Raw genomic sequence first — 25,425 nt, forward strand, 5'->3', positions numbered from 1 at the left:
CATCACAGGTAGTCGCCGTGCTCGATGTCGTCGAGCAGGGGCGGCCGGGTGGGCGACCAGCCGAGCAGCTCCCGCGTGAAGGTGCTGGAGACCGGCGCGTCGAAGCCGTAGACCCTGGCCATGAACGGGCTCGCGTAGTGCCCCGCGGCCTCGTCCGGAGTCAGGGAAACCACGGGCAGGCCCAGGCCGCGCCCGATCGTCTCGGCGATGCGCCGGAACGGGACGTCCTCCGCCGTTCCGTGCAGCACGCTGCCGGCCGGCGCCTGCTCCAGGGCCAGGCGGAACAGGACGGCCGCGTCGAGCCGGTGCACCGCGGGCCACCGGTTGCCGCCGTCGCCGACGTAGGCCGACTTTCCGGTCTTGCGGGCGGTCTCGACGAGCATGCCGATGAAACCGTGGTCCCCGGGGCCGTGGACGGTCGGCGCGAGCCGGACGACGCTCGCGCGCACCCCGCGACCGGCGAAGCCGAGGCAAGCCCGCTCGCCCGCGATCCGGAACGCGGCGAGCCCGGAGGTGTCCGGCTCGTCCCGCTCGGTGCTTTCCCGGCCGGCGGGCATGACCAGCGTGCCGGACGTGCTCACGAACGGCTTGCCCGAGCCCGCCAGGGCCCCGCCCAGCGTCTCGATCGCCGTGCGGTCGCGGCGCATCATGTCGTCCGGGTCGCTGAAATCGCCGCCGAAAGCCATGTGCAGGACGCCGTCGGCGGCTTCGGCTCCCGCGCGCAGGCCGGCGAGATCGTCGAGCGAGCCGGGGTGCGGGGTGGCGCCGAGCGAGGCCAGCCGGGCGGCGGCCGCGTCCGAACGCGCGAGGCCGGTGACGGTGTGGCCGGCCGCGATCAGCTCGGCGACGACGGCGGGGCCGGTCAGGCCGGAACCGCCGGTGACGAAGACGTGCATGGGACTCTCCCCGAGGTAGTGACAGTGACTGACGCTACCGACCCTACCTCGTAGTGTCAGCCACTGTCGCTACGGGTAGGCTGACGGAGTGCCACGCAGCGGAGAAGAAGCGCGCCGCCGCCTCCAGCAGGCGGCCTTGGAGCTGTACGCCGAGCGGGGTTTCGACCGGACCACCACGGCCGAGATCGCCGCCCGGGCCGGCGTCACCGAGCGCACGTTCTTCCGGCACTTCCCGGACAAGCGCGAAGTGCTGTTCGACGGCGAAGCCGCCCTGCGCGCGGACCTGACCCGGACGGTGGCCGACGCGCCCGAGGACCTGCCGCCGCTCGAAGTCCTGCTCCGCGCCTTCCGGAAGGCGGCGGGGATCCTCGAGGGGAACCGGGCGTTCGCCGAACCGCGGCTGGCGGTCATCGCCGCGACGCCGGCGCTGCGGGAGCGCGACCTGGCCAAGGCCGCGGCGATGGCCGATGCCCTGGCGGCGGCGCTGCGCGAGCGCGGCGTCGAAGACCGGCTCGCCGCGCTGGCCGCCCACGTCGGCTGGATCACCTTCCACCACGCGGCCGGAGCGTGGATCCGGGAATCCGCGCGCAGCCTGGACGAGCACCTCGACGAGGCCTTCGCCGATCTGCGCGCGCTGTCGGCGGAGGCAGGCGGCTGAGCACCCGCCTCCGCCGAGACGGTCAGCGCAGCACGACCACCCGCAGCGCGGGGGAGCGCAGGATGTCGGCCTCGCAGAACCGGCCCTTCACCCACTCGCCCCGGCTGTAGAGCTTCGTCTGGTCGCTGAAGTACGGCGACGCCGGGTTGGCCGACTGCGAGTACGTCAGCAGCGTGGAGGAATCCGGGCAGGCGCGCCCGCTGAACCCGACCACCTGGATGTAGCTGGAGCCGTGCGCCACCTCGGTGTTGCCGCGCGACGGGTCCCACACCGGCGTCATCACGTTGAGTACGCCGAGGAAGCCCTGCCCGCCGTGGATGGGGATGCGCTCGCCGTTGCGGGTGACGGACTGGCCGTCGCGCAGCCGCGCGTCCGGGGCGAGCCCGGCCGTGCGCAGCTCGGCGATGGCGTCGCCGAACGCCCGCTGGAGGCCCGCATCCCCGACGTTGAGCGTGTTCGGCGTGGTCAGCGGCGCCTTCGGGTCGAACGGCACGGTGAAGCGGTCGACCCCGCCGAGCCGCGCGGCGAACCGCTGGAACAGCAGCGAACCCCGGCTGTCGAGCGAGTACGTGTGGTCCCAGTTCGCCAGCGCGGTGCACGCCGGGCCGACCGGCACCGGGCCGGACGAAGACGGTGCCTGCCCGCCCGGGAACGACGCGCACAGCTTCGCCAGGTCCGCCGCCGCCAGGTCGGCGAGCAGGCTGTGGTCGGTGAAGAGCATCTTCTTCATCGAGTCCGTGCTGAACCCGCCCTTTTCGGCCGTGAGCAGCGCTTCCCGGGTCCGCGGGTTGCGCTCGGTGGCCTGGTCTCCGACGATGTGCGGGTACCCCGTGATCGGCGCCTTCGCGTTCGCCAGCCAGGCGCTGTCGTTCGTGTTCAGTTCGTAGTCACGGCGCTGCTGCAGCGGCAGCCTCGACGGCGCGAAGATCCCCGGCTCCACCGCACCCGGGTCGGCACCCCATCGGCAGGACGACTTCCCACCGTCCAAAATGGCCAGTTGATCGCCGGGGAACGTCTGGCGCCCCAGGGGAGTGCTGCACGCCTCGGCCAGTTCGTCGGTGACGTGCGGGACGACCTGGATGTCCGCGTAGAGCGCGTTGCCCGCCCGGTCGGTGGCGATCGTGTTGACCCACGGCACGCCCTGCGTGCTGCTGAGCGTCTTGACGATGTCGGCCGTGCTACGGGCCTGGTCGAGCTCGAACCAGGTGTTCAACCCGCGCAGGTTGGTCGCGTTGGCGTCTCGCAGCGCGTACGCCGACTTCGCCGTCCACGGCACCGCGAACCCGCCGACGTCGTTCAGCACCGGCCCGTACCGCGTCGCCCAGAAGGTCTGCCGGACCGGCTCCAGCGAACCGTCGGCCTGGCGGACCTGGACCGTGGCCTCGCGGGACGTCATCTTCTCGGCCTTGCCGTCCACCAGGTACGTCGTCGGGTCGCCGGCCGCCAGCGGCACCTCGAACAGGCCGAAGGTGACCGGCGTCGACACCGTGTGCGTCCAGGCCGCGTCGGTGGTGTGCCCGATCATCACGAACGGCATGCCGAGCAGGCTCGCCCCGGCCACGTCGACCCGGCCCGGGATGGTCAGCTGGCTCTGCCAGAACCGCCGTCCGTCGTGCCACGGGTAGTGCGGGTTGCCGAGCAGCACGCTGCCCTTGCCCGCCGCGGTCCCGTCGGCGCCGATCGCGATGCCGTTGCTGCCCAGGCCGCCCTTGCCGAGCCCGTCACGCAGGCTCGCCGGCAGCTGCGCGGTCGTGCCCGGGCTCGCGGCCGCCGTGCCGGACGGCGGCGTCGCGAACAGCCCCTCGGTGACGAAGCCGAGGCCGCCGGTGACCGCGATCGCGTAGAAGTGCCGGTAGAAGTCCTGTTCGGTGATCGGCCGGACCCAGTCCGCGCCGCGGCAGGCGGGGTCGGTGATCCCGGACCGGCCGGTGCGGGCCAGGAAGGCGTTGAACCCCTTCACGTAGCCGGAAACGACCTGCCGGACCTCGGGCCGCGGCCCCTGCGGCGCGGGCTGCGCGACCAGCCGATCGACCACGCCGGAGTCGTTGAGCTGCTGGAAGAACAGGTCGCTGTGCAGGTTGTTCTTCGCCTCGGACAGCGACCGGTAGCCCTCGCCGTCCGGGCCGAAGTACCGAGACCGCTGCGCGCTCACCGTGACGTAGATCTTCGCGAGCTCGCAGACGTTGTCGGTCGCCGCCGCGAAGCCGTAGCCGTAGCCGAGGCCCGCGAAGTCCTTGGCGACGATGTGCGGGATGCCGTGTTCGGTGTAGCGCAGGACGGCCTTCGCGCCGTCCTCCCCGGCCGTCGCGACGCCGGTACTCAATGCGGTGACCGAGAGCGCCGCAGCCACCACGGCCAGCGCCTTCCGGATGTGTGTCATTCGTAACCCCCTTGTCGTGATCGCCAAGCTACCGACGGCGACGACGTCCGGACATGGGGGAAACCCCCGGTATTCGTTCACCCGCCCGCAAACCGGCGTTGGCCGCGGCGGGATAGAAACCGCGCATGACCGAACCGACCCACCACTCCCGCCGCACGCTGCTCAAGGCCGGGCTCACCGGCGCCTCCGCCGTCGCCGCCGGCCTCGTCGCGCCGTCCACGGCCTTCGCCGCGGTCCCGCTGGTCCGCCGCGACCGGCCGGTGCTCACCCACGGCGTCCAGTCCGGCGACGTCACGCCGGGCTCGGCGATCGTCTGGTCGCGTGCGGACCGCCCGTCGCGGCTGGTCGTCGAGATCGCGCGGGACCCGTCGTTCCGGCACGCCCGCCGCGTGGCCGGCCCGCTGGTGGGTCCCGGCAGCGGCGGCACCGGCCGCGTCCGCGTCGCCGCGCTGCAACCCGGCACCGAGTACCACTACCGCGTCACCGCCGAAGCCCTCGACGGGCGCGCCGCGAGCGAGCCGCTGACCGGCCGGTTCGCCACCGCGCCGGTGGGCCGCCGTGACGCCCGGATCCTGTGGTCGGGCGACGTCGTCGGCCAGAACTGGGGGATCAACCCCGCACTGGGCGGGATGACGATCTTCTCCGCGATGGCCGCCCGCTGCCCGGACCTGTTCCTGCACAGCGGCGACACGGTGTACTCCGACGGCCCGCTCACCGAGACGGTCACCCTGCCCGGCGGCCGCACCTGGCGCAACGTCGTCACGCCCGAGAAGTCGAAGGTGGCCGAGACCCTCGACGAGTTCCGCGGCCAGCACGCCTACAACCGGCTCGACGACAACTTCAAGCGCTTCGCCGCGCAGGTGCCGGCGTATGTCCAGTGGGACGACCACGAGGTCCTGAACAACTGGTACCCGGGCAAGATCCTCGACAACCCGGCCTACACCGAGAAACGCGTCGACGTCCTCGCGCCGCGGGCGTACCAGGCGTTCCACGAGTGGCACCCGATCGACTCGCGCCGGGCCGTCGACGGCCGCGTCTACCGCAGCTTCACCTACGGCTCGCGGGTCGAGATCTTCGTGCTGGACATGCGGACCTACCGCAACGCGAACACCGCGGACCAGACGAAGCCGGGCTACATCCTCGGTGACGCGCAGGCCCGGTGGCTCGCCGACGCGCTCGGCCGCAGCACGGCGACGTGGAAGATCGTCCAGGCCGACATGCCGCTGGGCCTGGTCGTCCCGGACGGCGCCGACATCGAAGCCGTGGCGAACAACCTGCCGGGTGCGCCGGGCGGGCGCGAGACCGAGCTGGCGTGGGTACTGCGGGAGATCCAGCGCCGCCGCGTCCGCAACGTCGTCTGGCTGACCGCGGACGTCCACTACACCGCCGCGCACCACTATTCGCCCGACCGGGCGGCCTTCCAGGACTTCGACCCGTTCTGGGAGTTCGTGTCCGGGCCGCTGAACGCGGGCGCGTTCGGGCCGAACACGCTGGACCCGACGTTCGGCCCGGAAGCGGTGTTCGTGCACGCCCCGCCGGCGGCGAACACGGCCCCGATCGACGGCTTCCAGCACTTCGGCGAGCTGAACGTCGACGGCGCGAGCGGCGACCTGACGGTCGATCTCCGGGACGCCACCGGGGCGTCGCTGTGGTCGAAGACACTGCACCCGGCGGGGCGCTGAGCGGGGTCGGCTAGGCTCGCGCGCACCGAAACCCACCGCACCAACGGCATCCGGGGCTTCGCCCCGAGCCGGGGGCTCCGCCATCCGGACCCCGAAAAACATCAGCAAGGAGAAACACCGTCGTGACTGAACGCACGCTGGTCCTGGTCAAGCCCGATGGCGTCGCGCGCGGCCTCGTCGGCGAGGTCATCTCGCGGATCGAGCGCAAGGGCCTCAAGCTCGCCGCGCTCGAGCTGCGGACCGTTCCGCAGGCGCTGGCCGAGGAGCACTACGCCGAGCACAAGGAGCGTTCGTTCTTCGGCGACCTGCTGGAGTTCATCACCTCGGGCCCGCTGGTCGCCCTCGCCGTCGAGGGCCCCCGCGCCATCGCCGCGTTCCGCCAGCTGGCCGGCGGCACCGACCCGGTCGAGAAGGCCACCCCGGGCACCATCCGCGGCGACTTCGCGCTGGAGACCCAGTACAACCTGGTCCACGGCTCGGACTCGCCGGAGTCGGCCGAGCGCGAGCTGAAGCTCTGGTTCCCCGACCTGTGATGCGCCCGAACCGGGGCCACGTCCGCGTGGCCCCGGTTCCCTTTACCGCGGAGTCCGCATGACGACGATGCCGTTCGCGCCGCGCGCCTACCTCCCGGTGCTGGAGGAGCTGACCGGCGCGTTCGCCGGCGCCCTGCGCACGGCCGACCCGGCCGCGGTGGTGCCCGACTGCGCCGGCTGGACCGTCGCCGACCTGGCGACGCACCTGGGCAACGTCCACCGCTGGGCCGCGACCGTCGTCCGCACCGGCGAGGTGCGGCCGCAGAACTTCGCCGCCGAAGCGGGCGACGACCTCGCGTCGTGGTACGCCGAAAGCGCGCAGCTCCTGCTCGGCGAGCTCCAGGCCGCCGAGCCCGGCGACCCGTGCTGGCACTTCGGCGGCACCGGGAAGACCAAGGCGTTCTGGTACCGCCGCCAGGTCCACGAAACCGCCATCCACCTCGCCGACCTCGGCGGTGACCACGGGCTCGACCCGGCCGTCGCCGCGGACGGCGTCGACGAGGTCTTCACCGCGATGCTGCCCCGCGTGACGCGCTGGCACGCCGTGCCGCAGCTGCCCGGGCCGGTCACCCTGCGCGCCACCGACACCGGCGACGTCTGGACCGTGCACCCCGGCGAGCCGCCCGCGCTGGGTGCGGCCACCGCCGGCGCCGCGAGCGTCGAAGCTCCCGCGCGCGATCTCCTGCTGCGCCTGTGGAAGCGCACCGGGCTGGACCCGCGTGTCTCCGGTGACGCCGCGAAGGCGCTTCTCGCCGCACCGCTGACCCCTTGATGGTGTTCTAGACCATTCAGGCGGCGTTCACCGGGAAGTCTTCCCCCGGCCGTTCCGCTGCGCTGTGCTGGTCCGGCTCACTCTCACTCGATACTGGGGTACCTGGTGAAGAAGTCACGCACTGCGCTGCCGTTGGTCGCCCTGTTCATGTCGGCCTTCGTCGTCCCCGCGCACGCCGATCCCCTCAAAGCTCCGCTCGGCACGCCACCGGTCGAGGCCTCGCCCGCCGCGTCCTCGGCCCATGAAGGCCCGGCCGCCTTCGCCACCGCGGACCCCGACGACGGCCTGGTCACCGGCAGTGCGACCACCGAAGTCGCGCCCGGGCTGAACCTCACCCAGTTCGACCGGTTCGACCCGGCCGGCTGGATCCGCGGCGACACCCTCGCCGTCGACCTGGACAGCAAGGTGCTCAAGCCGGCGTACCTGAGCCCCGGCACGGTGTCGGCGCGCACCCCGCTGTCGCAGCAGATCGCGCGGGCGGGCGCGGTGGCCGGCGTCAACGGCGACTTCTTCGACATCACCGCCACCGGCGCGCCGATCGGCGTCGGCATCGACCGCGGGCAGCTGCAGACGGCTCCCGCCGACGGGCACAATCTCACCGCGTCGATCACCGACGAGGGCAAGGCCCGGCTCGCGTCGATCTTCCTCGAAGCCACCGTGACGCTGCCCGGCGGCACGGTGAAGGCGACCAACTTCAACAGCCCCGTCCTGGGTGCGGACGCGATCGGCGTCTACACGCCGTTGTGGGGCGCATCCGGGCGCGCGAGCTCGGTTGCCGGAGCTGCCCGGGTGCGCGAGGTCGAACTCCGCGACGGCGTGGTCACCGCCGTGCGCGAGCAGCCGGCGCCCGGTCCGATCGCCGCGGGGACGACGGTGCTGCTGGCCCGCGAAGCCGGTGCGGACGCGCTCGCCGCGCTGCAGCCCGGTGACGCCGTGAGCGTCACGTACGCGCCGCGCACGGACGCCGGGAAGATCGCGGTCGCGGTGGGCGGCAACGAGGTCCTGCTCCGCGACGGCGTCGTGCAGCCGGTCGACAACGTCGCCATGCACCCGCGGACTGCGGTCGGCTTCTCCGCCGACGGCCGGAAGCTGTGGCTGGCCACCGTGGACGGGCGGCAGGCCGACAGCCGCGGGATGACCGAGCTCGAACTCGCGCGGCACATGAAGAACCTCGGTGCCGACGACGCCATCAACCTCGACGGCGGCGGGTCGTCGACGCTCCTGGCGCGCAACGAGGGCGAAGCCGCGCCGAGCGTCCGGAATTCGCCGTCCGACGGCGGGGAACGCCTGGTGCCCAACGGGATCGGCTTCGCGACCGTGCCCGGCAGCGGCAGGCTCACCGGCTTCGCGCCGGCACCGGCCGTGGCGGCGGACGGCGCGGACCGCGTGCTGACGGGCCTGAGCCGGCACCTGGTCGCCGACGGCCACGACGAGACCGGCGCCGCGGTGGCCGCCGACCCGCGGTGGCGCACGTCGGATCCGCGGCGGGCGACCGTGACGCACGGCGTCGTCACCGGGCACCGCGCGGGCCGCGTCGACGTCGTCGCCCGCTCCGGGCGGGCGGCCGGGAAGACGGCGCTTTCCGTGCTGGGCGAGCCGGTCCGGCTGGGGACGAGCACCGAGCAGGTCGCGCTGTCGGGCGCGGGCGCGCGAAGCACGTTCAAGGTCTACGGCTACGACGCCGACGGCTACGGCACCTGGCTCGAACCCGACGACGTCAAGCTGGACTACGACCACTCGGTCGTGCGGGTCGAACCGTCCGGGGACGGCTACGCGGTGACCGCGCTGACCGCGTCCGGCGCGACGGCGATCACCGCGTCGGCGGCGGGGTTCACCACGCACCTGGCCGCGTCGGTGGGCACCGTGGCGCAGGTCGCGTCCCCGTTGGACGGTCCGGCGGGCTGGACGGCGACGGTGTTCCCGGCGGTCGTCGGCGCGGCGCTGTCGGCGGCACCCGGCCGTGACGGCGGCGCCGGGCTCGCGCTCGACTACCGGCTCACCGGCACGACGGCCACGCGCGCGGCCTACGTGACGCCGTCGGCGCCGCTGCCGGTCCCGGACGGCACGCAGAAGATCGGCCTGTGGGTGAACGGCGACGCCAAGGGCGCGTGGCTGCGGGCCGAACTGCGCGACGCGGCGAACGTGGCGTCCATTGTGGACCTTTCGCTGAGCGTCGACTGGACGGGCTGGCGGTACGTCACGGCGGCGATCCCGGCCGGCCTGCCCGCCGGGCAGCGCCTGGCGCGGTTCTACGCCGTCGAAAACGTGCCCGACCAGCAGTACGACGGCCGGCTCGTGTTCGACGACCTGACGTTCGAGGTGGCGCCGGCGACGACCGTGCCCGCCGACCCGGCCCCGCACGACCCGGCCCTGGTCACCGACGGCGTCCTGACCGGTGGCCTGCGGGTCGCGGTGGTCAGCGACGCGCAGTTCACCGCGGACGACCCGGCGGGACCGCTGGTCGCGCAGGCCCGGCGGGCGCTGCGCGAAGCCGTCGCGGCGAAACCGGACCTGGTGCTGATCAACGGCGACTTCGTCGACCGCGGCACGGCACCCGACTTCGTGCTCGCCCGGCAGGTGATCACCGAAGAGCTCGACGGCAAGGTGCCTTGGTACTACGTCCCGGGCAACCACGAGGCCGAGGCGGGCAACGGGCTCGCCAACTTCCAGGCCGCCTTCGGGGAGACTCACCGCGTCGTCGACGTGCACGGTATCCGGCTGGTGCTCCTGGACTCCTCGCGCGGCTCGCTGCGTGCGGGCGGCTTCGACCAGGTCCGGCTGCTGCGCTCGGCCCTCGACTCGGCGGCCGCCGACCGATCCGTGCGCGGGGTCGTCGTCGCGATGCACCACCCGGTGAAGGACCCGAGCCCGACCGGCAACTCCCAGCTCGGCGACCGCAAGGAAGCGGCCCTGCTGACCCAGTGGCTGACCGGGTTCGAGCAGGCATCGGGCAAGCCCGCCGCGGCCGTGGCGTCGCACGCGGGCGTGTTCTCGCTGTCCCGGGTCGACGGCGTGCCGTACCTGGTCAACGGCAATTCGGGCAAGGCACCGGCGGCCGCACCGGGCGACGGCGGGTTCGTCGGCTGGACGCTGCTGCGCGTGGACCCGGCCGACCGCGCCCAGCCGGTGCGCTTCGAGACGCGGCCGAACGTCGACTCGCTGACGCTCACCGGGCCGTCGTCCCTGGCACCCGGCGAGCGGGCGCAGGTGCGCGCGTCCCTGCGGCAGGGGATGCGGGACGTGCCGGTGTCGTACCCGGTGAGCGCGGACTGGACGGCCACGCGGGGCGTCGTTTCGTTCGATCCCGCCTCCGGCGTCCTGACCGCGCTGCGGCCCGGGGTCGCGCGGCTTTCGGTGACGGTCAACGGGGTGACGCAGTCGCTGGTCGTGACGGTGCGCGGCTAAAGCGTTCGGTTTTTGTCGGTGGTGGGTCCTATGGTGCGGAGCGTGGACGAATCGGAGGACCGGGAACCGGCACTGGTGCAGGCCAAGGCACTGGTGAAGCGCTTCGGCGAGTTCGAGGCCGTGCGCGGGATCGACGTCGAGGTGCGGCGCGGGGAGGCGTTCGGCTTCCTCGGCCCGAACGGCGCCGGCAAGTCGTCGACGATGCGGATGATCGCGTGCGTGTCGCCCCGCACCGACGGCGACCTGCGCGTGCTCGGGCTGGATCCGGAGGCCGCCGGGCCGCGGATCCGCGCGCGCCTCGGCGTGGTGCCGCAGCAGGACAACCTGGACGTCGAGCTGACGGTCCGGGAGAACCTGCTGATCTACGGCCGCTACTTCGGCCTGTCCCGGGCGGCGGCCCGGCGCAAGGCGGCGGAGCTGCTGGAGTTCGCCCAGCTGGGTGACCGCGCGGACGACAAGGTCGACCCGCTGTCGGGCGGCATGAAGCGGCGGCTGACGATCGCGCGGTCCCTGGTCAACGACCCGGAGCTGCTCCTGCTCGACGAGCCGACGACCGGCCTCGATCCGCAGGCCCGCCACCTGCTGTGGGATCGCCTGTTCCGGCTGAAGGCCCAGGGCACGACGCTGATCGTCACGACGCACTACATGGACGAAGCCGAGCAGCTGTGCGACAGGCTGGTGGTGATGGACCACGGCCGCATCGCGGCGGAGGGCTCCCCGGCCGACCTGATCCGGCGGTATTCGACGCGCGAGGTGGTCGAGCTCCGGTTCGCCCCGGGGGAGCAGGTCGCGGCGGCCCGGCAGATCGAGGGGCTGGCCGAGCGCGTGGAGGTGCTGCCGGACCGGGTCCTGCTGTACAGCGACGACGGCGAAGCGGCGCTGGAGCACGCCCACTCCCGCGGCGTGCGGCCGTTGTCGAGCCTGGTGCGGCGCAGCTCGCTGGAGGACGTGTTCTTGAGGCTCACCGGCCGGACGCTGGTGGACTGACTCGGATGGAAAACAACCATGCTCGCGGAAAGCGCTCGCCCATGACCCCCGCCGGCGTGTCTTGCGTGGGCGCAGCCCCCACGCCCGGTCTCCCGCGGCTCCGGTCGTGGCCGGGGAGCCGGCCATGACGACCGTCGAATCCACCGGCCGCGTGGTCGGCAAGTGGCACGGCGCCTGGCTCCGCGTCGAGGGGTACTGGACCTGGTACCGCCGCCACTGGGTGTCCACTTTGTACTCCACCGGCCTCCAGCCGGTGCTCTTCCTGGCCGCGATGGGGCTCGGCTTCGGCTCGCAGGTGCGGCCCGGCGCGGTCACCGGCGGCCTCTCGTACCTCCAGTACATCGCGCCCGCGCTGCTGGCCGCCGGGGCCGCGCAGCAGGCCGTCGGCGAGTCGAGCTACCCCGTCCTGTCCGGCTTCAAGTGGCAGAAGGACTACCTGGCCGTCACCGCCACCCCGGTGTCACCGGGCCAGGTCTTCGGCGGTCACCTGATCTGGTCGACCCTGCGCCTGACCCTCGCCGGCGCGATCTACGCGTTCGTCGCGCTCTTCTTCGGCGCCTGGACCGGCCCGGGCGTGCTGCTGGTCGTCCTGGCCGGCACCGTCACCGGGCTCGCCTGCACCACGCCGATGGCCGCGCTCGCGGCGAGCACCTTCGACGAGGGCCAGCGCTTCGGATTGATCTTCCGCTTCGTCGTGATGCCGATGACCCTGTTCTCCGGCACGTTCTTCCCGATCTCCCAGCTGCCGGCCGCGATCCGGTGGCTGGCCTGGCTTTCCCCGCTGTGGCACGGCACCCAGCTGGCCCGCGGCCTCAGCATCGGCGGGGTCGGCGGCTGGGCGCTGCTCGGCCACTTCGCCGTGCTGGCGGCGTTGTTCGCGGCCGGGTGGGTGCTCGCGCACCGGGCCTTCTACCGGAGGCTGGTGGTCTGATGACGACCGTCGAAACCCGTGCCGGGCTGCTCTTCCGCGTGCTGCCGCCCGGCCTGTACGCGGGCCGCGCACGCATGCTCGTCGAACGCTCGGTCATGGTGTACCGGGGCAGCTGGCTGATCTTCCTGTCCGGCGCCGTCGAGCCGTTCCTCTACCTGCTGGCGTTCCAGCTGGGCTTCGGCAGGCTGGTCACCGAGGTGACCGGCCCCGGCGGGCACCCGATGAGCTACGTCGCCTTCGTGGCGCCGGCGCTGCTGGCGACGTCGGCGATGAACGGCGCCGTCTTCGAATCGACGTACAACCTCTTCTTCAAGCTGCGCTACGCCAAGCTGTACGACGCCATGCTGGCTACCCCGATCGGCCCGCTCGACGTGGCGCTGGGCGAGATCGGCTGGGCGATCACGCGCGGCGGCATCTACGCGGTGGCGTTCCTGGCGATCGCGGCGGCGATGGGCCTGCTGGCGTCGTGGTGGGCGCTGCTGATGGTCCCGGCGGCGCTCCTGGTCGGCCTGGCGTTCTCGGCGATCGGCATGGCGCTGGTGACGTTCCTGCGGTCGACGGCCCAGTTCGACTACATCCAGCTGGGCCTGACCCCGATGTTCCTCTTCGCGACGACGTTCTTCCCGCTGTCGGTCTACCCCGAGCCGCTGCAGTGGGTGGTCCGCTGCCTCCCGCTCTACCACGCGATCGAGCTGATGCGCGGCCTGGCGACCGGGATCCTGTCCGGCGGCATGCTGGTCAACCTGGCCTACCTGCTGGTCCTGGGCGCGGTGGGCCTCTGGGCGTCGACGCGGCGGATCGCGAAACTGCTCCTGACGTGACGCGGTCAGCGCGCCGGGTCCGGCCGCCCGCCGGGTGCCGCGGCGGCCGCCGGTGCGTTGACCATCCCGTGCCCGTAGAACCCGTTGTAGCCCTCGTACCCGGCGCAGTACGCGTCCTGGAGGCCGTCGCCGGTCAGGTCGTAGTCGGCGGGGCACGGCATCGGCATCGCCTGCGCGTCGAGCGTGCGCCGCAGCTGCCGGGGCCCGGCCTGCTCCGCGGCGGACGCGAGCAGCGCCAGCACCCCGGTGACGTGCGGCGCGGCCATCGACGTCCCGCACAGCGGTGCGTACCCGCCCGGCACGGTCGAGAGCACGCACTCGCCGGCCTCGCCGCCGGGCGCCGTGATGTCGATCACGCCCAGCCCGTACGAGCTGTAGCCCGCCTTCACCCGGTCGGCGCCGGCGGCGGACACCGCGACGACGTCCCGCAGCGCGGCCGGCAGGGCTTCGCAGCCGCTGCCCGCCCCGGGCGAGCCGGACCGCGCCGACGGCGTCAGGTCGACCGCCTCGTTGGTCGCCGCCGCGACGTTCAGCGTCCCCGCCGACGTGCTGTATTCGACCGCGCGGGCCAGCACCTCGTGGACGACGCCGCGGTCGTTGCCGCGGATGCACGAGAGCGTCCACGGGTTGACGAAGAAGCTGCTGTTCGTCAGCCGCATGTGCCGTGACGCAGCCCACATCAGGCCGCACACCGCGGCTTCGGGGTCGGCGTAGCCGCGGTCGTCGATCACCTTCACCGACGCCACGCTGACCCCGGGCGCCACACCTGTCACGCCGTGGCCGTCGTCGGCCGCGGCGATGATCCCCGCCACGTGCGTGCCGTGCACCGACGTCGTCGGCGCCCAGGCCGAGGGCGAGCGGTCCGGGGCGCCGGTCAGGCAGCCGGCCGAGTCGTCGGGGTCGAGGGCGGCGGCGAGGTCGGGGTGGTGCGGGTCGATCCCGGAGTCGAGGACGCCGACCACGACGTCCCGGCGGCCGCCGGACCCGCCGCGGGCGTTGATCATCCGCATGTCCCACTGCTGCCCGCTCAGGTCCGCGCCGGGCACCTTCGCGGGGTCGGTCGGCGGCAGCGCCGCCCGCACCGGCTGCGGCCGGACCTCGGTCGCGCGCTGCGCGGCGAGCCGTTCGGCCTGGGCGCTGAACGCCCGGTCCGGCCCGATCCGCCCGCCGAAGCCGGGGTCGCCGGAGGTGGCGACCGCGACGGCGATCTGCGGGTAGTACACGGTGGTCGAGCCGCAGGCCGCGGCGATCTCCGAGCGGGCCGCGGGCTCGGCGGTGCCGCGGTCGAAGGTGACGACGTACCGCAGGACCCGGCCCTGGGCGCAGCCCGGCTCGCCGGCCACCGCGGGACCGGCGGTGACGCACCCCGAAAGCACCAGGACGGTGCACACGGCCGCCCGCAGGGGCCGCGCCAGCAGGGACACCGGACCTCCCACCGGATGCAGGAACCGCGGGTGCCGGCGCGCGAGATCCCGGTCACCCCGAGCCGCACGGTAGCCACCCGGTGCCCGGCGGACAAGCGCTGCGGCGAAGTTCCCCCGCCGGTGGGGTGCCCGGCGCGCCCGGCGGCGTGGGCGGAGGTACCGAGTACACCGGAGCGGTCACCCGGTGTGGGATACTCGGGGTGGCCGCTGGGCCGCGGGGCGCACGTGAGAGGTGCTGCCTGCGGCGTTGTGGCCCGGTGAAGTGCGTGGACTCCCGCGACGCGCGTCGCCGCCCGCGAACCGGGCGGCTGGACGACGTGGCGGGCGGCCCGGGGGCCGCGAGTGCCTTTATGCACGCCGCCGAGCAGACCTTTGGCCGGGTTGCGCGCCACCGGAAGCGGTGGTGTGCGGCGCCCGGTCGTCGGGCCAGGATTCCCGCCGCTGGTGACCACCACGGCGGAACGAACAGAAAGGGGCCCCTGCGCGGCCGCGTCCCTGCCGGTGCGAACCGGCAGACGCGCCCGGGGGCGGAGGAGACACATGTCGAACGCGGAAACACCCGCCGAGCACGCCGGCGGGAATCCCGCCACACCCACGAGCGGCCCGCTGGCCGACCTGCCCGCCCGGATCCGGGTGCACGCGCTGGCCAAGCTGCTCGAATCGCACAGCCGGGACGTCCTCGCGAAGCTGACGGAGCTGGGCGAAAGCGTCCGCAGCGCGCAGTCGAGCGTGACCAGGGACGTGGCGCTCAAGGTCGCCGAGGCGTTCGCCCCGGCGGACACCGGTGACGCGGCAGGTGCGCCTGCCGAGCAGGCGCCCGAGGAGACCCCGCAGCCGCCGGAAGCCCGCGAGGCCGCGCCGGCCCGCCCGCCGGTGCCCGAGGTGCCGGTCGCCGAGGCCGAGAAGCCGCGGCCGCGCCAGAAGACCCGCGCGCACCTGCCGGTGTTCGCCGCGCCGTCGCCGGTCTTCCTGCCGCCGGAGCCGCCGGAGCCCGCGGCCAAGCCGGCCCGCAAGCCGGCCGACCCGTTCGCCGAGCCCGCGCGTCCCGAGCCCGAGGTGGTCGAGGAAGAGCCCGAAGACACCACGCCGGTCACCGACGCCGGGGCCGACGACGACGAGGACGCCGGCAGCCGCCGCCGTCGCCGCCGGGGCCGTCGCGGCCGTGGCCGGGGCAAGGGCGCCGATGGCGGCGACGACACCGCCGAGCACGAAGACGAGCCGGTCGAGGAGCAGCCGCGCCGCAGGAGCCGCGGCGGGGACGAGAAGCCCGAAGCGGAGGCCGAAGAGGCCGACGACGCGGCCGAGTCGTCTTCGGAGGCCGAGAGCGACGCCGACGAGGGCGAAGGCGGCACCCGCCGTCGCCGCCGCCGTCGCCGCCGGAAGGGCTCGGACGGCGAAGACGCCGAAGCCACCGGCACCGACGACCCGCCGAACACGGTCACGCACGTCCGCCAGGCCAAGGCCGAGGCGGCCGAGCGCGAGCGCCCGGCGCGCGACGAGGTGCGCAGCGTCCGCGGTTCCACCCGGCTCGAAGCCAAGCGCCAGCGCCGCCGCGACGGCCGCGAGGCCGGCCGCCGCCGCGCCCCGATCCTGTCCGAGGCCGAGTTCCTGGCCCGGCGCGAGTCGGTCGAGCGCACGATGGTCGTCGTCGAGCACGGCGACTCCACCCAGATCGCGGTGCTCGAGGACGGCGTCCTCGTCGAGCACTTCGTGACCCAGTCGGGCTCCGGCTCGATCGTCGGCAACGTCTACCTCGGCCGCGTCCAGAACGTGCTGCCCAGCATGGAGGCCGCGTTCATCGACATCGGCCGCGGCCGCAACGCCGTGCTGTACGCCGGCGAGGTCGACTGGGACGCCGCCGGCCTGGAAGGCAAAGCCCGCAAGATCGAGCAGGCGCTGTCCACCGGCGACTCGGTGCTGGTCCAGGTCACGAAGGACCCGGTCGGGCACAAGGGCGCCCGGCTGACCACGCAGATCTCGCTGCCCGGCCGCTTCCTGGTGTACGTCCCCGCGGGCGGCGCCACCGGCATCTCCCGCAAGCTGCCGGAGAACGAGCGCCGCCGGCTCAAGGACATCCTCAAGCGGATCGTCCCCGAGGACGCGGGCGTCATCATCCGCACCGCCTCCGAGGGCATCGGCGAGGAGGAGCTGGGCCGCGACGTCGACCGCCTGAAGGCGCAGTGGGACGTCATCAAGGAGAAGGCCGCCGCCGGTTCCGGCAAGAAGGGCGGCGCGCCGACCATGCTCTACGAAGAGCCGGACCTGCTGGTCAAGGTCGTGCGTGACCTCTTCACCGAAGACTTCACCAAGCTGGAGATCCAGGGCAACCGGTCCTGGGAGACCATCAACGGCTACGTCAGCCACGTCGCCCCGGAGCTCACCGACCGGCTCCGGCGCTACACCGGCACCGGTGACGCGTTCGCCGACCACCGGATCGACGAGCAGATCACCAAGGCCCTCGACCGGAAGGTCTGGCTGCCGTCGGGCGGTTACCTGGTCATCGACCGCACCGAGGCGATGACCGTGATCGACGTCAACACCGGCAAGTTCACCGGTTCGGGTGGCAACCTCGAGGAGACGGTGACCCGCAACAACCTGGAGTCGGCGGAGGAGATCGTCCGCCAGCTCCGGCTGCGGGACATCGGCGGCATCATCGTCATCGACTTCATCGACATGGTGCTCGAGTCCAACCGCGAGCTGGTGCTGCGCCGCCTGACCGAGTGCCTCGGCCGCGACCGCACGCGCCACCAGGTCGCCGAGGTCACCTCGCTCGGCCTGGTGCAGATGACCCGCAAGAAGATCGGCACCGGCCTGCTGGAGGCGTTCTCGGCGCCGTGCGAGCACTGCAAGGGCCGCGGCGTGCTCGTCTCGACCGAACTGCAGCGCACGGCGAACAACGTGTCCTCGCACGGCGGCGGGAACGGCAACGGCGGCAACGGTGGCAACGGCGGCGGGGAGAAGACCTCCCGCCGGTCGCGGGGCCGCGGCAAGGGCGAAGAGGCCGCCAAGGAGCAGGCCGAAGCCGCCAAGGCCGAGGTGCACGCGGTGCCGCCGCCGGAGCGGCGCGAGTCGATCGCGTCCGCGGTGGCCGCGGTGGCCAACGCCGCGAAGGCCGCCAAGGAGCACGACCACGGCGCGCTGAACGGCAACGGGCCCGTCCCGGAGCCGGCCAGGGAGGTCGCGGGCGTCCCGGCGACCACGGAGGCGGACGAGACGCCGGTGGCGGCCGAGCCGCCCGCCGAGCCCGCCCAGGAGGTCGCCGGCACCCCGGTGACCACCCAGGCGGACGAGGTGCCGGTGCCGCAGGACGAGGAGCCCGAGGTCGAGGCGTCTTCGGCGCCGGAACCGGCGGAGGAGCCGGTCACCGCGTCCCCGGAGGCCGCCGAGCCGGTCGCCGAACCCGAGGTCAGCGTGCCCGAACCGGCCGTGCGCTCCACCCGGCGCCGTCCGCGCCGGGCGGCGTCGCGGCCCGCGGGTCCGCCGGTGCACGCCTCCGACCAGAGCCAGTGAACAACTAGGGGACCCCGGTGGTAACGCACCGGGGCACCCCACGTAACCTGTAGTACGGCCTGCCACCAGAGCAGGTCGCCTGCGCGAGTCCAGGACCACCGTTTCCATCAGGTGGGCCGGTTGCGCAAGCCCCCACCCATTGTCGAGTAATGCAGGAGACTTCCGTGTCGGCGTACGCGATCGTCAAGACCGGCGGCAAGCAGTACAAGGTGGCCGTCGGCGACGTCGTCGAGGTCGAGAAGCTCGAGGGCGAGCCGGGCACCGAGCACATCCTCCCCGCCGTTTTGTACGTCGACGGTGGCGATGTCACCACGGACGCCGACGCGCTGGCGAAGGTCTCGGTCACCGGCAAGGTCGTCGAGCAGACCAAGGGTCCGAAGATCCGGATCCACAAGTTCAAGAACAAGACGGGCTACCACAAGCGCCAGGGTCACCGGCAGAAGCTGACCCGCGTCGAGGTCACCGCCATCTCGCTGTAAGAACTTCTCCGGATCTTAGGTAGAAAGAGGACTGAGCTATGGCTCACAAGAAGGGTGCGTCCAGCTCCCGCAACGGTCGTGACTCGAACGCGCAGCGCCTCGGCGTCAAGCGCTACGGCGGCCAGGAAGTCAACGCCGGCGAGATCCTGATCCGCCAGCGCGGCACCAAGTTCCACCCCGGCGTGAACGTCGGCCGTGGCGGCGATGACACCCTGTTCGCCCTGGCCGCCGGTGCGGTCCAGTTCGGCGAGAAGCGTGGTCGCAAGACGGTCAACATCGTGCCGTCGGAAGCCTGAGTTTCGGCTTCTGTCTAGACCTCTGACGAGGGGTGGGGCCGGAATATCCGGTGCCACCCCTCGTTTGTTTTGTTCGTAGCTTGTCGTTGAGTGAAGTGAGGCAAAGTCATGGCGTCCCGGTTCGTGGACCGTGCGGTCATCCACCTGACCGCCGGTGACGGGGGCAACGGCTGCGCCTCGGTGCACCGCGAGAAGTTCAAGCCGCTCGGCGGCCCGGACGGCGGCAACGGCGGCAACGGCGGCGACGTCCTGCTGGTCGTCGACCCGAACGTGCACACCCTGCTCGACTTCCACTTCCGCCCGCACGCCAAGGCCGGCAACGGCAAGATGGGCCAGGGCGGCAACCGCGCGGGCGCGGCGGGGGAGACCCTGACCATGAAGGTGCCGTCCGGCACCGTCGTGTTCACCGAAGACGGCGAAATGGTCGCCGACCTGATCGGCCCGGGCACCACGTTCGTCGCCGCCCAGGGCGGCCGCGGCGGGCTCGGCAACGCCGCGCTGTCGTCGAAGGCCCGCAAGGCGCCCGGCTTCGCCCTGCTGGGCGAGCCCGGCGAGACCCGCAACCTGGTGCTGGAGCTGCGTTCGGTCGCCGACGTCGGCCTGCTCGGGTTCCCGTCGGCCGGCAAGTCGTCGCTGATCTCGGTGCTGTCCGCGGCCAAGCCGAAGATCGCCGACTACCCGTTCACCACGCTGGTGCCGAACCTCGGCGTCATCACCGGCGGCGACACGGTCTTCACCATGGCCGACGTGCCCGGCCTCATCCCCGGCGCGTCCGAGGGCAAGGGCCTGGGGCTGGACTTCCTCCGCCACATCGAGCGCTGCGCGGTGCTGGTGCACGTCGTCGACTGCGCGACGCTGGAGCCCGGGCGCGACCCGCTGTCCGATGTGGACGCTCTGGAGGCGGAGCTCGCGAAGTACACGCCCAGTCTCGGCGGGAAGCTCGAGGAGCGGCCGCGGGTGGTCGTCCTCAACAAGATCGACGTCCCCGAGGCAGCCGAGCTCGCCGCCTTCGTCCGTCCCGACTTCGAGGCCCGCGGCCTGCAGGTGTTCGAGGTCTCGACGGCGTCCCGCAAGGGCCTGCGCGAGCTGACCTTCGCGCTCGGGGCGATCGTCGAGAAGTACCGCGAGGCGCAGCCGGTGCTGGAGCCGGAGAAGATCGTCCTGCGGCCGCTGGCCGTCGACGACTCCGGGTTCACCGTCGAGGTCGACCCCGAGGAAGAGGGCGCGTTCGTCGTCCGCGGCGCGCGGCCCGAGCGGTGGATCCGCCAGACCGACTTCGCCAACGACGAGGCCGTCGGCTACCTCGCCGACCGGCTCAACCGCCTCGGCGTCGAAGACGAGCTGGCGAAGCTCGGCGCGCGGCCGGGGAGCCCGGTCACGATCGGCGACGTCCAGTTCGAGTGGGAGCCGTCGACGCCTTCGGTGGCGGTCCACCTCTCCGGGCGCGGCACCGACGTCCGGCTGGAGCGCAGCGACCGGATCGGCGCGGCCGAGCGCAAGGAAGCGCGCCGGGTCCGGCGGGCCGGCTCGGACGAGCTGGAGGACGACCTGGAAGCCGGCGAGTGAGCGGCACGCGTCAAGCGATCGCCGCCGCGCGGCGGCTGGTCGTCAAGGTCGGGTCGTCGGCGCTGACCACCGCGGGCAGCGGGCTCGACGTGGCCCGCCTCGACGCGCTGGTCGACGCGATCGCCGAGCGCGTCGCCCGCGAAACCCAGATCGTCCTGGTGTCCTCGGGCGCGATCGGCGCCGGCCTGGCCCCGCTCTCGCTGGGCAAGCGGCCGCGCGACCTGGCGACGCAGCAGGCGGCGGCGAGCGTCGGGCAGCTGGCGCTGGCGCACGCGTACGCCGAGTCGTTCGGGCGGTACTCGCTGACCGTCGGCCAGGTGTTGCTGACCTCGGACGACGTGGTCCGCCGGGCGCACTACCGCAACGCGCAGCGGACGTTTTCGCGGCTGCTGGCGCTGGGTGCGGTCCCGGTCGTCAACGAGAACGACACGGTGGCGACCGAGGAAATCCGCTTCGGCGACAACGACCGCCTGGCCGCCCTGGTGGCCCACCTGATCGGCGCGGACGCGCTGCTCCTGCTGTCCGATGTGGACGGACTGTACGACGGAGACCCCCGCAGCGGCGCGACCCGCAAGCTGACGGAGGTCCTCTCGGAGTCCGATGTGGACGGCATCTCGGTCGGCATGTCCAGCTCAGGCTTGGGCACGGGCGGCATGGTGTCCAAGCTGGCGGCGGCCCGCACGGCGGCCGGGGCGGGTATCCCGGTGCTGCTGGCGGCCGCGTCGGAAGCCTCGGCGGCGTTGACGACGGCGTCCCCGGGCACGGCGTTCGCCCCGGCGGACACGCGCTTGTCGGCCCGCCGGTTCTGGCTGGGCTACGCGGCGGACACGACGGGCAAGCTCCGCCTCGACGACGGCGCGGTGACGGCGGTGGTCCGCCGCCGCCGGTCCCTGCTGGCCGCGGGCATCACGGGCGTGGACGGCGATTTCCAGGCCGGCGACGTGGTCGACCTGGTCGACGCCCGCGACCGTCCGGTGGCCCGCGGAGTGGTGGCGTTCGACGCAACGGAACTCCCGGACCTGATCGGCCGCTCGACCCCCGAGCTTCCCCAGGAGCACCGCCGCGAGGTGGTCCACGCCGACGACCTGGTCCCCCTCCGCCGCTGACCCGTCCCGCAAGGGGCATCTCGCGTGACCAGCCAGGCATCCCCCGTGCGCCGAGAGGCATCACGAGTGATGCCCCTCCAATCACGAGTGATGCCCCTCCAATCACGCGAGATGACCTTCTGATCACGCGAGATGACCTTCTGATCACGCGAGATGCCCCTCTGATCACGCCAGCTGCCTCAGCCCAGCGAGACCAGGCGGGCGCCGCCGTCGGCTTCCAGGACCGTGCCCGTCAGGTTCCGGTTCGTCGCCGCCAGCGTCACCACCTCCGCGACGTCGTCGGCCGTCGCCACACGGCGGGCCGGGATCGAAGCCGCCGTCTGCGCGAAGAACCCCTCCCGCATTTCCGCCGGGAACCCGCTCCACCACGCCGTGTCGACCACCCCTGGCGACACCGCGTTCACCCGCCGCGGCGCCAGCTCGACCGCCAGCGGCTTGACCAGCGCCTCGATGGCCGCGTTCAGCGCGCCGATCCCGGCCGTGCCGGCCATCGCCGCCCGGGCCGTGATCGCGCTGAGCAGCGTGATCGATCCGTCCGCGGCCAGGTGCGGCAGCACGGCCTGGACCGTGGTCAGGTGCGCCCAGAACTTCGCGTCGAACGCCCGCCGCAGCATGGCCAGGTCCAGTGCGTCGATCGGTCCCATGCCTTCGGTGCCGGACAGGCTCACCACCAGCACGTCGACCGTCCCGAGTGACCCGGCCAGCGCGGCCATCGCCGTGGCGTCACCGCCGTCGGCGCGGTGCCCGGTCAGGTCCGGATCGCTCGACGCGAGGTCGTCCAGGCGTTCCTTGCCGCGTCCGGTGACGTGGACGTCGTACCCCCGCTGCCGCAGCCGCCGCGCGGTCGCCAGGCCGATGCCCGAGGTGCCGCCGGCGACGAGAGCGATGCTCATGCTTGTTCTCCATTTAGAACCGGTACGTCTCGTTTCGAATTCGACGCTACCATCGGATCCCATGACCGACCAGTCCCGTCCCGGCCGCAAGCGCAGCGAACAGAGTCGGCTGGCGATCCTCGCCGCCACGCTCGACCTCGTCGCCGAAGGCGGCTACGGCGCGCTGACCGTCGAAGGCATCGCCGCCCGCTCGGGCGTCGGCAAGCAGACGATCTACCGCTGGTGGCCGTCGAAGGCCGACGTCCTGCTCGACGCGCTCGCGACGAAGGCGGACCTGCAGATCCCCATCCCGGACCAGGGTTCCTTCCGCGCCGACCTCGATGTTTTCCTGAGCCGCACCTTCGAACTGGGCCAGAAGTCGCCGGTCGCGGACACGCTGCGGGCGCTGATGGCGCAGGCGCAGATCGACCCGGAGTTCGGCAACCGGTTCCGCGAAGACTTCCTCCACCGCCGCCGCGAGGCGCTTGGGACGCTCGTCGGCCGCGCCCGCGAGCGCGGCGAACTCCCGGCCGGTGTGCAGCCCAGCACGGTCATCGACGTCGTGTTCGGCACGCTCTGGTACCGGCTCCTCGCGACGCGCGAGCCGGTCGACCGCGGCTTGGCCGGTGAACTAGTGACGCTGCTGGCGGATCACGGCGCCTCGACGGCCGAAATCCGGTAGCGCGCCACGGAAGCGCCGAGGATCTGCGCCGCCTGCTCGTCCGACGGCCCGGACCCGCGGAAGCGCTCCAGGTCTTCGTCGGACTCCCAGCGCTCGTACACCGTGATGCGGCCGGGGTCGAGCAGGTCGGCGCCCAGCGCGTACTCGAGGCAGCCCGGCGCTTCTCGCGCGAGACGCACGGCTTCGGCGCACCCCTCCAGATAAGCGGCCCGCGTCTCAGGGGCGACCGCCAGCCAACCGGCGATGATGATCATGACGGGTTGATCCGATCCGGCTTGATCGTGAGCAGCAGCCGGGTCTGGTCCCGCCCGCCCCACCACGGGTACGGCCCGCCGAGGTAGCGCTGCGCCAGCTTCTCGATGTGCTCGACGGCGCCGTCTTCGGTCATCTTCAGTACGTGCCCGCGGATGGCGTAGTACCGCGACGGCCGTTCGCGGTCGGCGACGTTCAGCGCCACCCGCGGGTCACGCTCGACGTTGCGCTGCTTCTGGTGCCCCAGCACGGTGTTGACGAGGACGTGCGTGCCGTCGGTGTCCACCCAGGTCTGGGTGAGCTGCGGCGAGCCGTCCGGCATCGACGTCGCCAGGAAGCAGAGGCTGGGCTCGCGCAGCAGTGCGAGCAGGTCGCCGGGCAGGTCCACAGTGGTCCTCCGCTAGAGCTGGTCGGGCGCCTCGATGCCGAGCAGGGAAAGCCCGAGCGCGAGCGTTTGCGCGGTCAGCCTAGTCAACCTCAGCCGGGACGCGCGCAGCTCGGGGGTCGCCGCCTTGAGGACCGGGCAATCGCCGTAGAACCGGGAAAACAGGACCGCCGTCTCGTAGAGGTACGTGCAGAGCTTGTGGGGTGCGTACTCGCCCGTCGCGGCTCGGAAGGCTTCGCCGAACCTCAGCAGCCTCACCGCGAGCGCGCGTTCCGCCGGCTCCTCCAGCAGCACCTGCGTGCCTTCGGGCGTGCCGCCGGCTTTCTGCAGGATCGACCGCGTCCGCGCGTGCGCGTACTGGAGGTACACCGAGGTGTTGCCCTCCTTGGCCAGCATCCGGTCCCAGGCGAAGACGTAGTCGCGTTCGCGGTCACCGGACAGGTCCGCGTACTTGACCGCGCCGATGCCCACCGCCCGGGCGACTTCGGCCTGTCCCGCCGTGTCGAGCTCACTGCGTTCGGCGACGACCGCGGCGGCCTGCGTCACGGCCTCGGTGAGCAGATCGGCCAGCTTGACCGTTTCGCCGGCCCGCGTCCGCATCGCCTTGCCGTCCGCACCCAGCACCGTGCCGAAGCCGATGTGCTCGGCGTGCCCGGTCAGCCAGCCCGCCGCGCGGCAGGCGGCGAAGACCATCGCGAAGTGCTGGGCCTGCGGCGTCCCGACGACGTAGAGCAGGTCGGTCGCGCCGCGCTCCGACGTCCAGTACCGGACGGTCGCCAGATCCGTGGCGGCGTACCCGTAACCGCCGTCGCGCTTGCGGACGATCAGCGGCAGCCGGTCGCCCTCGCGGTTGCGGAACCCTTCGGGGAACACGCAGACCGCGCCGTCGCTGACTTCGGTCAGCCCGGCCTTCTCGAGGTCGTCGACGACGGCCGCGAGGTACGGGTTGTAGAAGCTTTCGCCGTAGATGTCCTTGTCGGTCAGGGAAATCCCGAGCAGCGCGTAGACCGCGTTGAAGTGCCGGGTCGACTCGTCGACGAGCTCCTGCCAGACGGTGAGGGTGTCTTCGTCCCCGCTTTGCAGCTTGACGACGCGGGTGCGCGCCCGCGTCGCGAACGCTTCGTCGCTGTCGAACTTCTGGCGTGCTTCGCGGTAGAAGGCGTCGAGGTCGGCGATCGCGCGTTGCCCGGCGGAGACGTCGAGGAGGTGCTCGATGAGCATGCCGAACGGCGTGCCCCAGTCGCCGAGGTGGTTGTGCGGCAGCACTTCGTGGCCGGCGAACCGCAGCAGACGGGCGAGCGCGTCGCCGATCACCGACGAGCGCAAGTGCCCGACGTGCATTTCCTTCGCCACGTTCGGGCTGCTGTAGTCGAGCGCGATCCGCCGGGGCGCCGTCGTTTCCGGCACGCCGAGACGGGGATCGCCGAGCAAAGCGCCGGTGCGCGCTTCGAGCCAATCCGTGCGCAGCACGAAGTTCAGGAACCCCGGCCCGGCGACTTCCGGCGGATCGGCGATTTCGTCGAGCTCCAGCGCCCCGGCGATGAGCCCGGCGACCTCGCGTGGTGGGCGGCCGAGTTGTTTGCCCAGGCTCATCGCGAGGTTCGCTTGGTAGTCGACGCCATCGCGCGGCGACGCCTGGACCAGCGCCTGCTCCGCCGTCAGCTCGACGTCCAGTGCCCGGCCGGCGGCGGCCACCACGCGGCGCGCCAGCTCCTCGGTAACGTCGGCGGTCTGCTGCACGGTGTCCCTCCTTCGGCTCGGTCTTGAAGGCCCGCAGCGTAGCGAGCG

General features: G+C 72.8%; 21 protein-coding genes. 14 read left to right on the top strand and 7 right to left on the bottom strand.

Features of this window, described 5'->3' with window-relative positions; genetic code table 11:
* Nucleotides 1-2: 2 nt before the first annotated feature.
* Nucleotides 3-896, bottom strand: a complete 894-nt coding sequence (locus tag AB0M93_RS10700) for an SDR family oxidoreductase (protein ID WP_364270904.1) — start codon at nt 894-896, stop codon at nt 3-5.
* Between the two features lie 88 nt (nt 897-984).
* On the opposite strand from AB0M93_RS10700, the gene AB0M93_RS10705 reads away from it, so the two are divergent.
* Complete coding sequence (locus AB0M93_RS10705; RefSeq protein ID WP_364270907.1) at nt 985-1,554, top strand: TetR family transcriptional regulator; 570 nt, start codon at nt 985-987, stop codon at nt 1,552-1,554.
* A 22-nt stretch (nt 1,555-1,576) separates the two neighbouring features.
* Here AB0M93_RS10705 and AB0M93_RS10710 read toward each other — a convergent pair whose 3' ends face one another.
* Complete coding sequence (locus tag AB0M93_RS10710) at nt 1,577-3,934, bottom strand: penicillin acylase family protein (protein ID WP_364270910.1); 2,358 nt, start codon at nt 3,932-3,934, stop codon at nt 1,577-1,579.
* Between the two features lie 125 nt (nt 3,935-4,059).
* On the opposite strand from AB0M93_RS10710, the gene AB0M93_RS10715 reads away from it, so the two are divergent.
* The 7 genes from AB0M93_RS10715 to AB0M93_RS10745 all read left to right on the top strand — a co-directional run bounded on the left by AB0M93_RS10715 (nt 4,060) and on the right by AB0M93_RS10745 (nt 13,065).
* Nucleotides 4,060-5,616: an alkaline phosphatase D family protein gene (locus AB0M93_RS10715; RefSeq protein WP_364270913.1), complete on the top strand. Its 1,557-nt coding sequence runs from the start codon at nt 4,060-4,062 to the stop codon at nt 5,614-5,616.
* A 122-nt stretch (nt 5,617-5,738) separates the two neighbouring features.
* Nucleotides 5,739-6,149 (top strand): nucleoside-diphosphate kinase, encoded by a 411-nt coding sequence (gene ndk / locus AB0M93_RS10720; RefSeq protein WP_310972320.1) that lies wholly within the window; start codon nt 5,739-5,741, stop codon nt 6,147-6,149.
* Nucleotides 6,150-6,207: 58 nt separating this feature from the next.
* The gene (locus AB0M93_RS10725; RefSeq protein ID WP_364270916.1) at nt 6,208-6,921 is read left to right on the top strand and encodes a maleylpyruvate isomerase family mycothiol-dependent enzyme; all 714 of its coding nucleotides are present in this window, start codon (nt 6,208-6,210) and stop codon (nt 6,919-6,921) included.
* 147 nt (nt 6,922-7,068) lie between these two features.
* Nucleotides 7,069-10,326 carry a phosphodiester glycosidase family protein gene (locus AB0M93_RS10730; RefSeq protein WP_364272828.1) on the top strand — a complete coding sequence of 1,086 codons (3,258 nt, stop codon included), beginning with the start codon at nt 7,069-7,071 and terminating at the stop codon, nt 10,324-10,326.
* A gap of 30 nt (nt 10,327-10,356) precedes the next feature.
* Nucleotides 10,357-11,313 carry an ABC transporter ATP-binding protein gene (locus AB0M93_RS10735; RefSeq protein WP_364270919.1) on the top strand — a complete coding sequence of 319 codons (957 nt, stop codon included), beginning with the start codon at nt 10,357-10,359 and terminating at the stop codon, nt 11,311-11,313.
* Between the two features lie 124 nt (nt 11,314-11,437).
* Nucleotides 11,438-12,244 (top strand): ABC transporter permease, encoded by an 807-nt coding sequence (locus AB0M93_RS10740; protein ID WP_364270922.1) that lies wholly within the window; start codon nt 11,438-11,440, stop codon nt 12,242-12,244.
* Nucleotides 12,244-13,065, top strand: coding sequence for an ABC transporter permease (locus AB0M93_RS10745; protein WP_364270925.1), 822 nt, complete (start codon nt 12,244-12,246; stop codon nt 13,063-13,065). Before AB0M93_RS10740 ends, AB0M93_RS10745 begins: the two co-directional genes overlap by 1 nt.
* A gap of 5 nt (nt 13,066-13,070) precedes the next feature.
* Here AB0M93_RS10745 and AB0M93_RS10750 read toward each other — a convergent pair whose 3' ends face one another.
* Nucleotides 13,071-14,489, bottom strand: a complete 1,419-nt coding sequence (locus tag AB0M93_RS10750) for a S8 family serine peptidase (RefSeq protein WP_364270928.1) — start codon at nt 14,487-14,489, stop codon at nt 13,071-13,073.
* Between the two features lie 540 nt (nt 14,490-15,029).
* Here AB0M93_RS10750 and AB0M93_RS10755 point away from each other — a divergent pair.
* From AB0M93_RS10755 to proB, 5 genes are all read left to right on the top strand, one after another.
* Nucleotides 15,030-17,999 carry a translation initiation factor IF-2 N-terminal domain-containing protein gene (locus tag AB0M93_RS10755; RefSeq protein WP_364270931.1) on the top strand — a complete coding sequence of 990 codons (2,970 nt, stop codon included), beginning with the start codon at nt 15,030-15,032 and terminating at the stop codon, nt 17,997-17,999.
* A gap of 164 nt (nt 18,000-18,163) precedes the next feature.
* A complete protein-coding gene (rplU, locus tag AB0M93_RS10760; protein ID WP_003067132.1) occupies nt 18,164-18,478 on the top strand; it encodes a 50S ribosomal protein L21 in 315 nt (104 codons plus the stop codon).
* A 38-nt stretch (nt 18,479-18,516) separates the two neighbouring features.
* Complete coding sequence (gene rpmA, locus AB0M93_RS10765) at nt 18,517-18,774, top strand: 50S ribosomal protein L27 (protein WP_003067129.1); 258 nt, start codon at nt 18,517-18,519, stop codon at nt 18,772-18,774.
* A 108-nt stretch (nt 18,775-18,882) separates the two neighbouring features.
* Nucleotides 18,883-20,340, top strand: a complete 1,458-nt coding sequence (gene obgE / locus AB0M93_RS10770; protein ID WP_364270934.1) for a GTPase ObgE — start codon at nt 18,883-18,885, stop codon at nt 20,338-20,340.
* Nucleotides 20,337-21,446 carry a glutamate 5-kinase gene (proB, locus tag AB0M93_RS10775; protein ID WP_364270937.1) on the top strand — a complete coding sequence of 370 codons (1,110 nt, stop codon included), beginning with the start codon at nt 20,337-20,339 and terminating at the stop codon, nt 21,444-21,446. Before obgE ends, proB begins: the two co-directional genes overlap by 4 nt.
* A 179-nt stretch (nt 21,447-21,625) precedes the next feature.
* Here the strand turns inward: proB and AB0M93_RS10780 are convergent, their stop codons facing one another.
* The gene (locus tag AB0M93_RS10780; RefSeq protein WP_364270939.1) at nt 21,626-22,339 is read right to left on the bottom strand and encodes an SDR family oxidoreductase; all 714 of its coding nucleotides are present in this window, start codon (nt 22,337-22,339) and stop codon (nt 21,626-21,628) included.
* A 61-nt stretch (nt 22,340-22,400) separates the two neighbouring features.
* On the opposite strand from AB0M93_RS10780, the gene AB0M93_RS10785 reads away from it, so the two are divergent.
* Nucleotides 22,401-23,000, top strand: coding sequence for a TetR/AcrR family transcriptional regulator (locus tag AB0M93_RS10785; RefSeq protein WP_364270942.1), 600 nt, complete (start codon nt 22,401-22,403; stop codon nt 22,998-23,000).
* Here AB0M93_RS10785 and AB0M93_RS10790 read toward each other — a convergent pair.
* The 3 genes from AB0M93_RS10790 to argS are packed head-to-tail and all read right to left on the bottom strand — an operon-like array spanning nt 22,970 to nt 25,377.
* Nucleotides 22,970-23,254 carry an antibiotic biosynthesis monooxygenase family protein gene (locus AB0M93_RS10790; RefSeq protein WP_364270945.1) on the bottom strand — a complete coding sequence of 95 codons (285 nt, stop codon included), beginning with the start codon at nt 23,252-23,254 and terminating at the stop codon, nt 22,970-22,972. The two genes, AB0M93_RS10785 and AB0M93_RS10790, sit on opposite strands and share 31 nt — an antisense overlap.
* A complete protein-coding gene (locus tag AB0M93_RS10795; protein WP_364270948.1) occupies nt 23,251-23,640 on the bottom strand; it encodes a PPOX class F420-dependent oxidoreductase in 390 nt (129 codons plus the stop codon). Before AB0M93_RS10795 ends, AB0M93_RS10790 begins: the two co-directional genes overlap by 4 nt.
* Before the next feature lie 12 nt (nt 23,641-23,652).
* Nucleotides 23,653-25,377, bottom strand: coding sequence for an arginine--tRNA ligase (gene argS, locus AB0M93_RS10800; RefSeq protein ID WP_364270951.1), 1,725 nt, complete (start codon nt 25,375-25,377; stop codon nt 23,653-23,655).
* Between the last annotated feature and the right edge of the window lie 48 nt (nt 25,378-25,425).

It is taken from the genome of Amycolatopsis sp. NPDC051102, from assembly GCF_040682815.1.
Lineage (GTDB): Bacteria > Actinomycetota > Actinomycetes > Mycobacteriales > Pseudonocardiaceae > Amycolatopsis.

Bases quoted from the DNA above. Each gene is read 5' to 3' on its own strand.
- AB0M93_RS10700 (WP_364270904.1), bottom strand. From the start codon at position 896: ATGCACGTCTTCGTCACCGGCGGTTCCGGCCTGACCGGCCCCGCCGTC.
- obgE (WP_364270934.1), top strand. From the start codon at position 18,883: ATGGCGTCCCGGTTCGTGGACCGTGCGGTCATCCACCTGACCGCCGGT.
- AB0M93_RS10780 (WP_364270939.1), bottom strand. From the start codon at position 22,339: ATGAGCATCGCTCTCGTCGCCGGCGGCACCTCGGGCATCGGCCTGGCG.
- AB0M93_RS10725 (WP_364270916.1), top strand. From the start codon at position 6,208: ATGACGACGATGCCGTTCGCGCCGCGCGCCTACCTCCCGGTGCTGGAG.
- AB0M93_RS10745 (WP_364270925.1), top strand. From the start codon at position 12,244: ATGACGACCGTCGAAACCCGTGCCGGGCTGCTCTTCCGCGTGCTGCCG.
- AB0M93_RS10715 (WP_364270913.1), top strand. From the start codon at position 4,060: ATGACCGAACCGACCCACCACTCCCGCCGCACGCTGCTCAAGGCCGGG.
- AB0M93_RS10735 (WP_364270919.1), top strand. From the start codon at position 10,357: ATGGTGCGGAGCGTGGACGAATCGGAGGACCGGGAACCGGCACTGGTG.
- AB0M93_RS10740 (WP_364270922.1), top strand. From the start codon at position 11,438: ATGACGACCGTCGAATCCACCGGCCGCGTGGTCGGCAAGTGGCACGGC.
- AB0M93_RS10790 (WP_364270945.1), bottom strand. From the start codon at position 23,254: ATGATCATCATCGCCGGTTGGCTGGCGGTCGCCCCTGAGACGCGGGCC.
- AB0M93_RS10755 (WP_364270931.1), top strand. From the start codon at position 15,030: ATGTCGAACGCGGAAACACCCGCCGAGCACGCCGGCGGGAATCCCGCC.
- rpmA (WP_003067129.1), top strand. From the start codon at position 18,517: ATGGCTCACAAGAAGGGTGCGTCCAGCTCCCGCAACGGTCGTGACTCG.
- AB0M93_RS10710 (WP_364270910.1), bottom strand. From the start codon at position 3,934: ATGACACACATCCGGAAGGCGCTGGCCGTGGTGGCTGCGGCGCTCTCG.
- AB0M93_RS10730 (WP_364272828.1), top strand. From the start codon at position 7,069: ATGTCGGCCTTCGTCGTCCCCGCGCACGCCGATCCCCTCAAAGCTCCG.
- AB0M93_RS10785 (WP_364270942.1), top strand. From the start codon at position 22,401: ATGACCGACCAGTCCCGTCCCGGCCGCAAGCGCAGCGAACAGAGTCGG.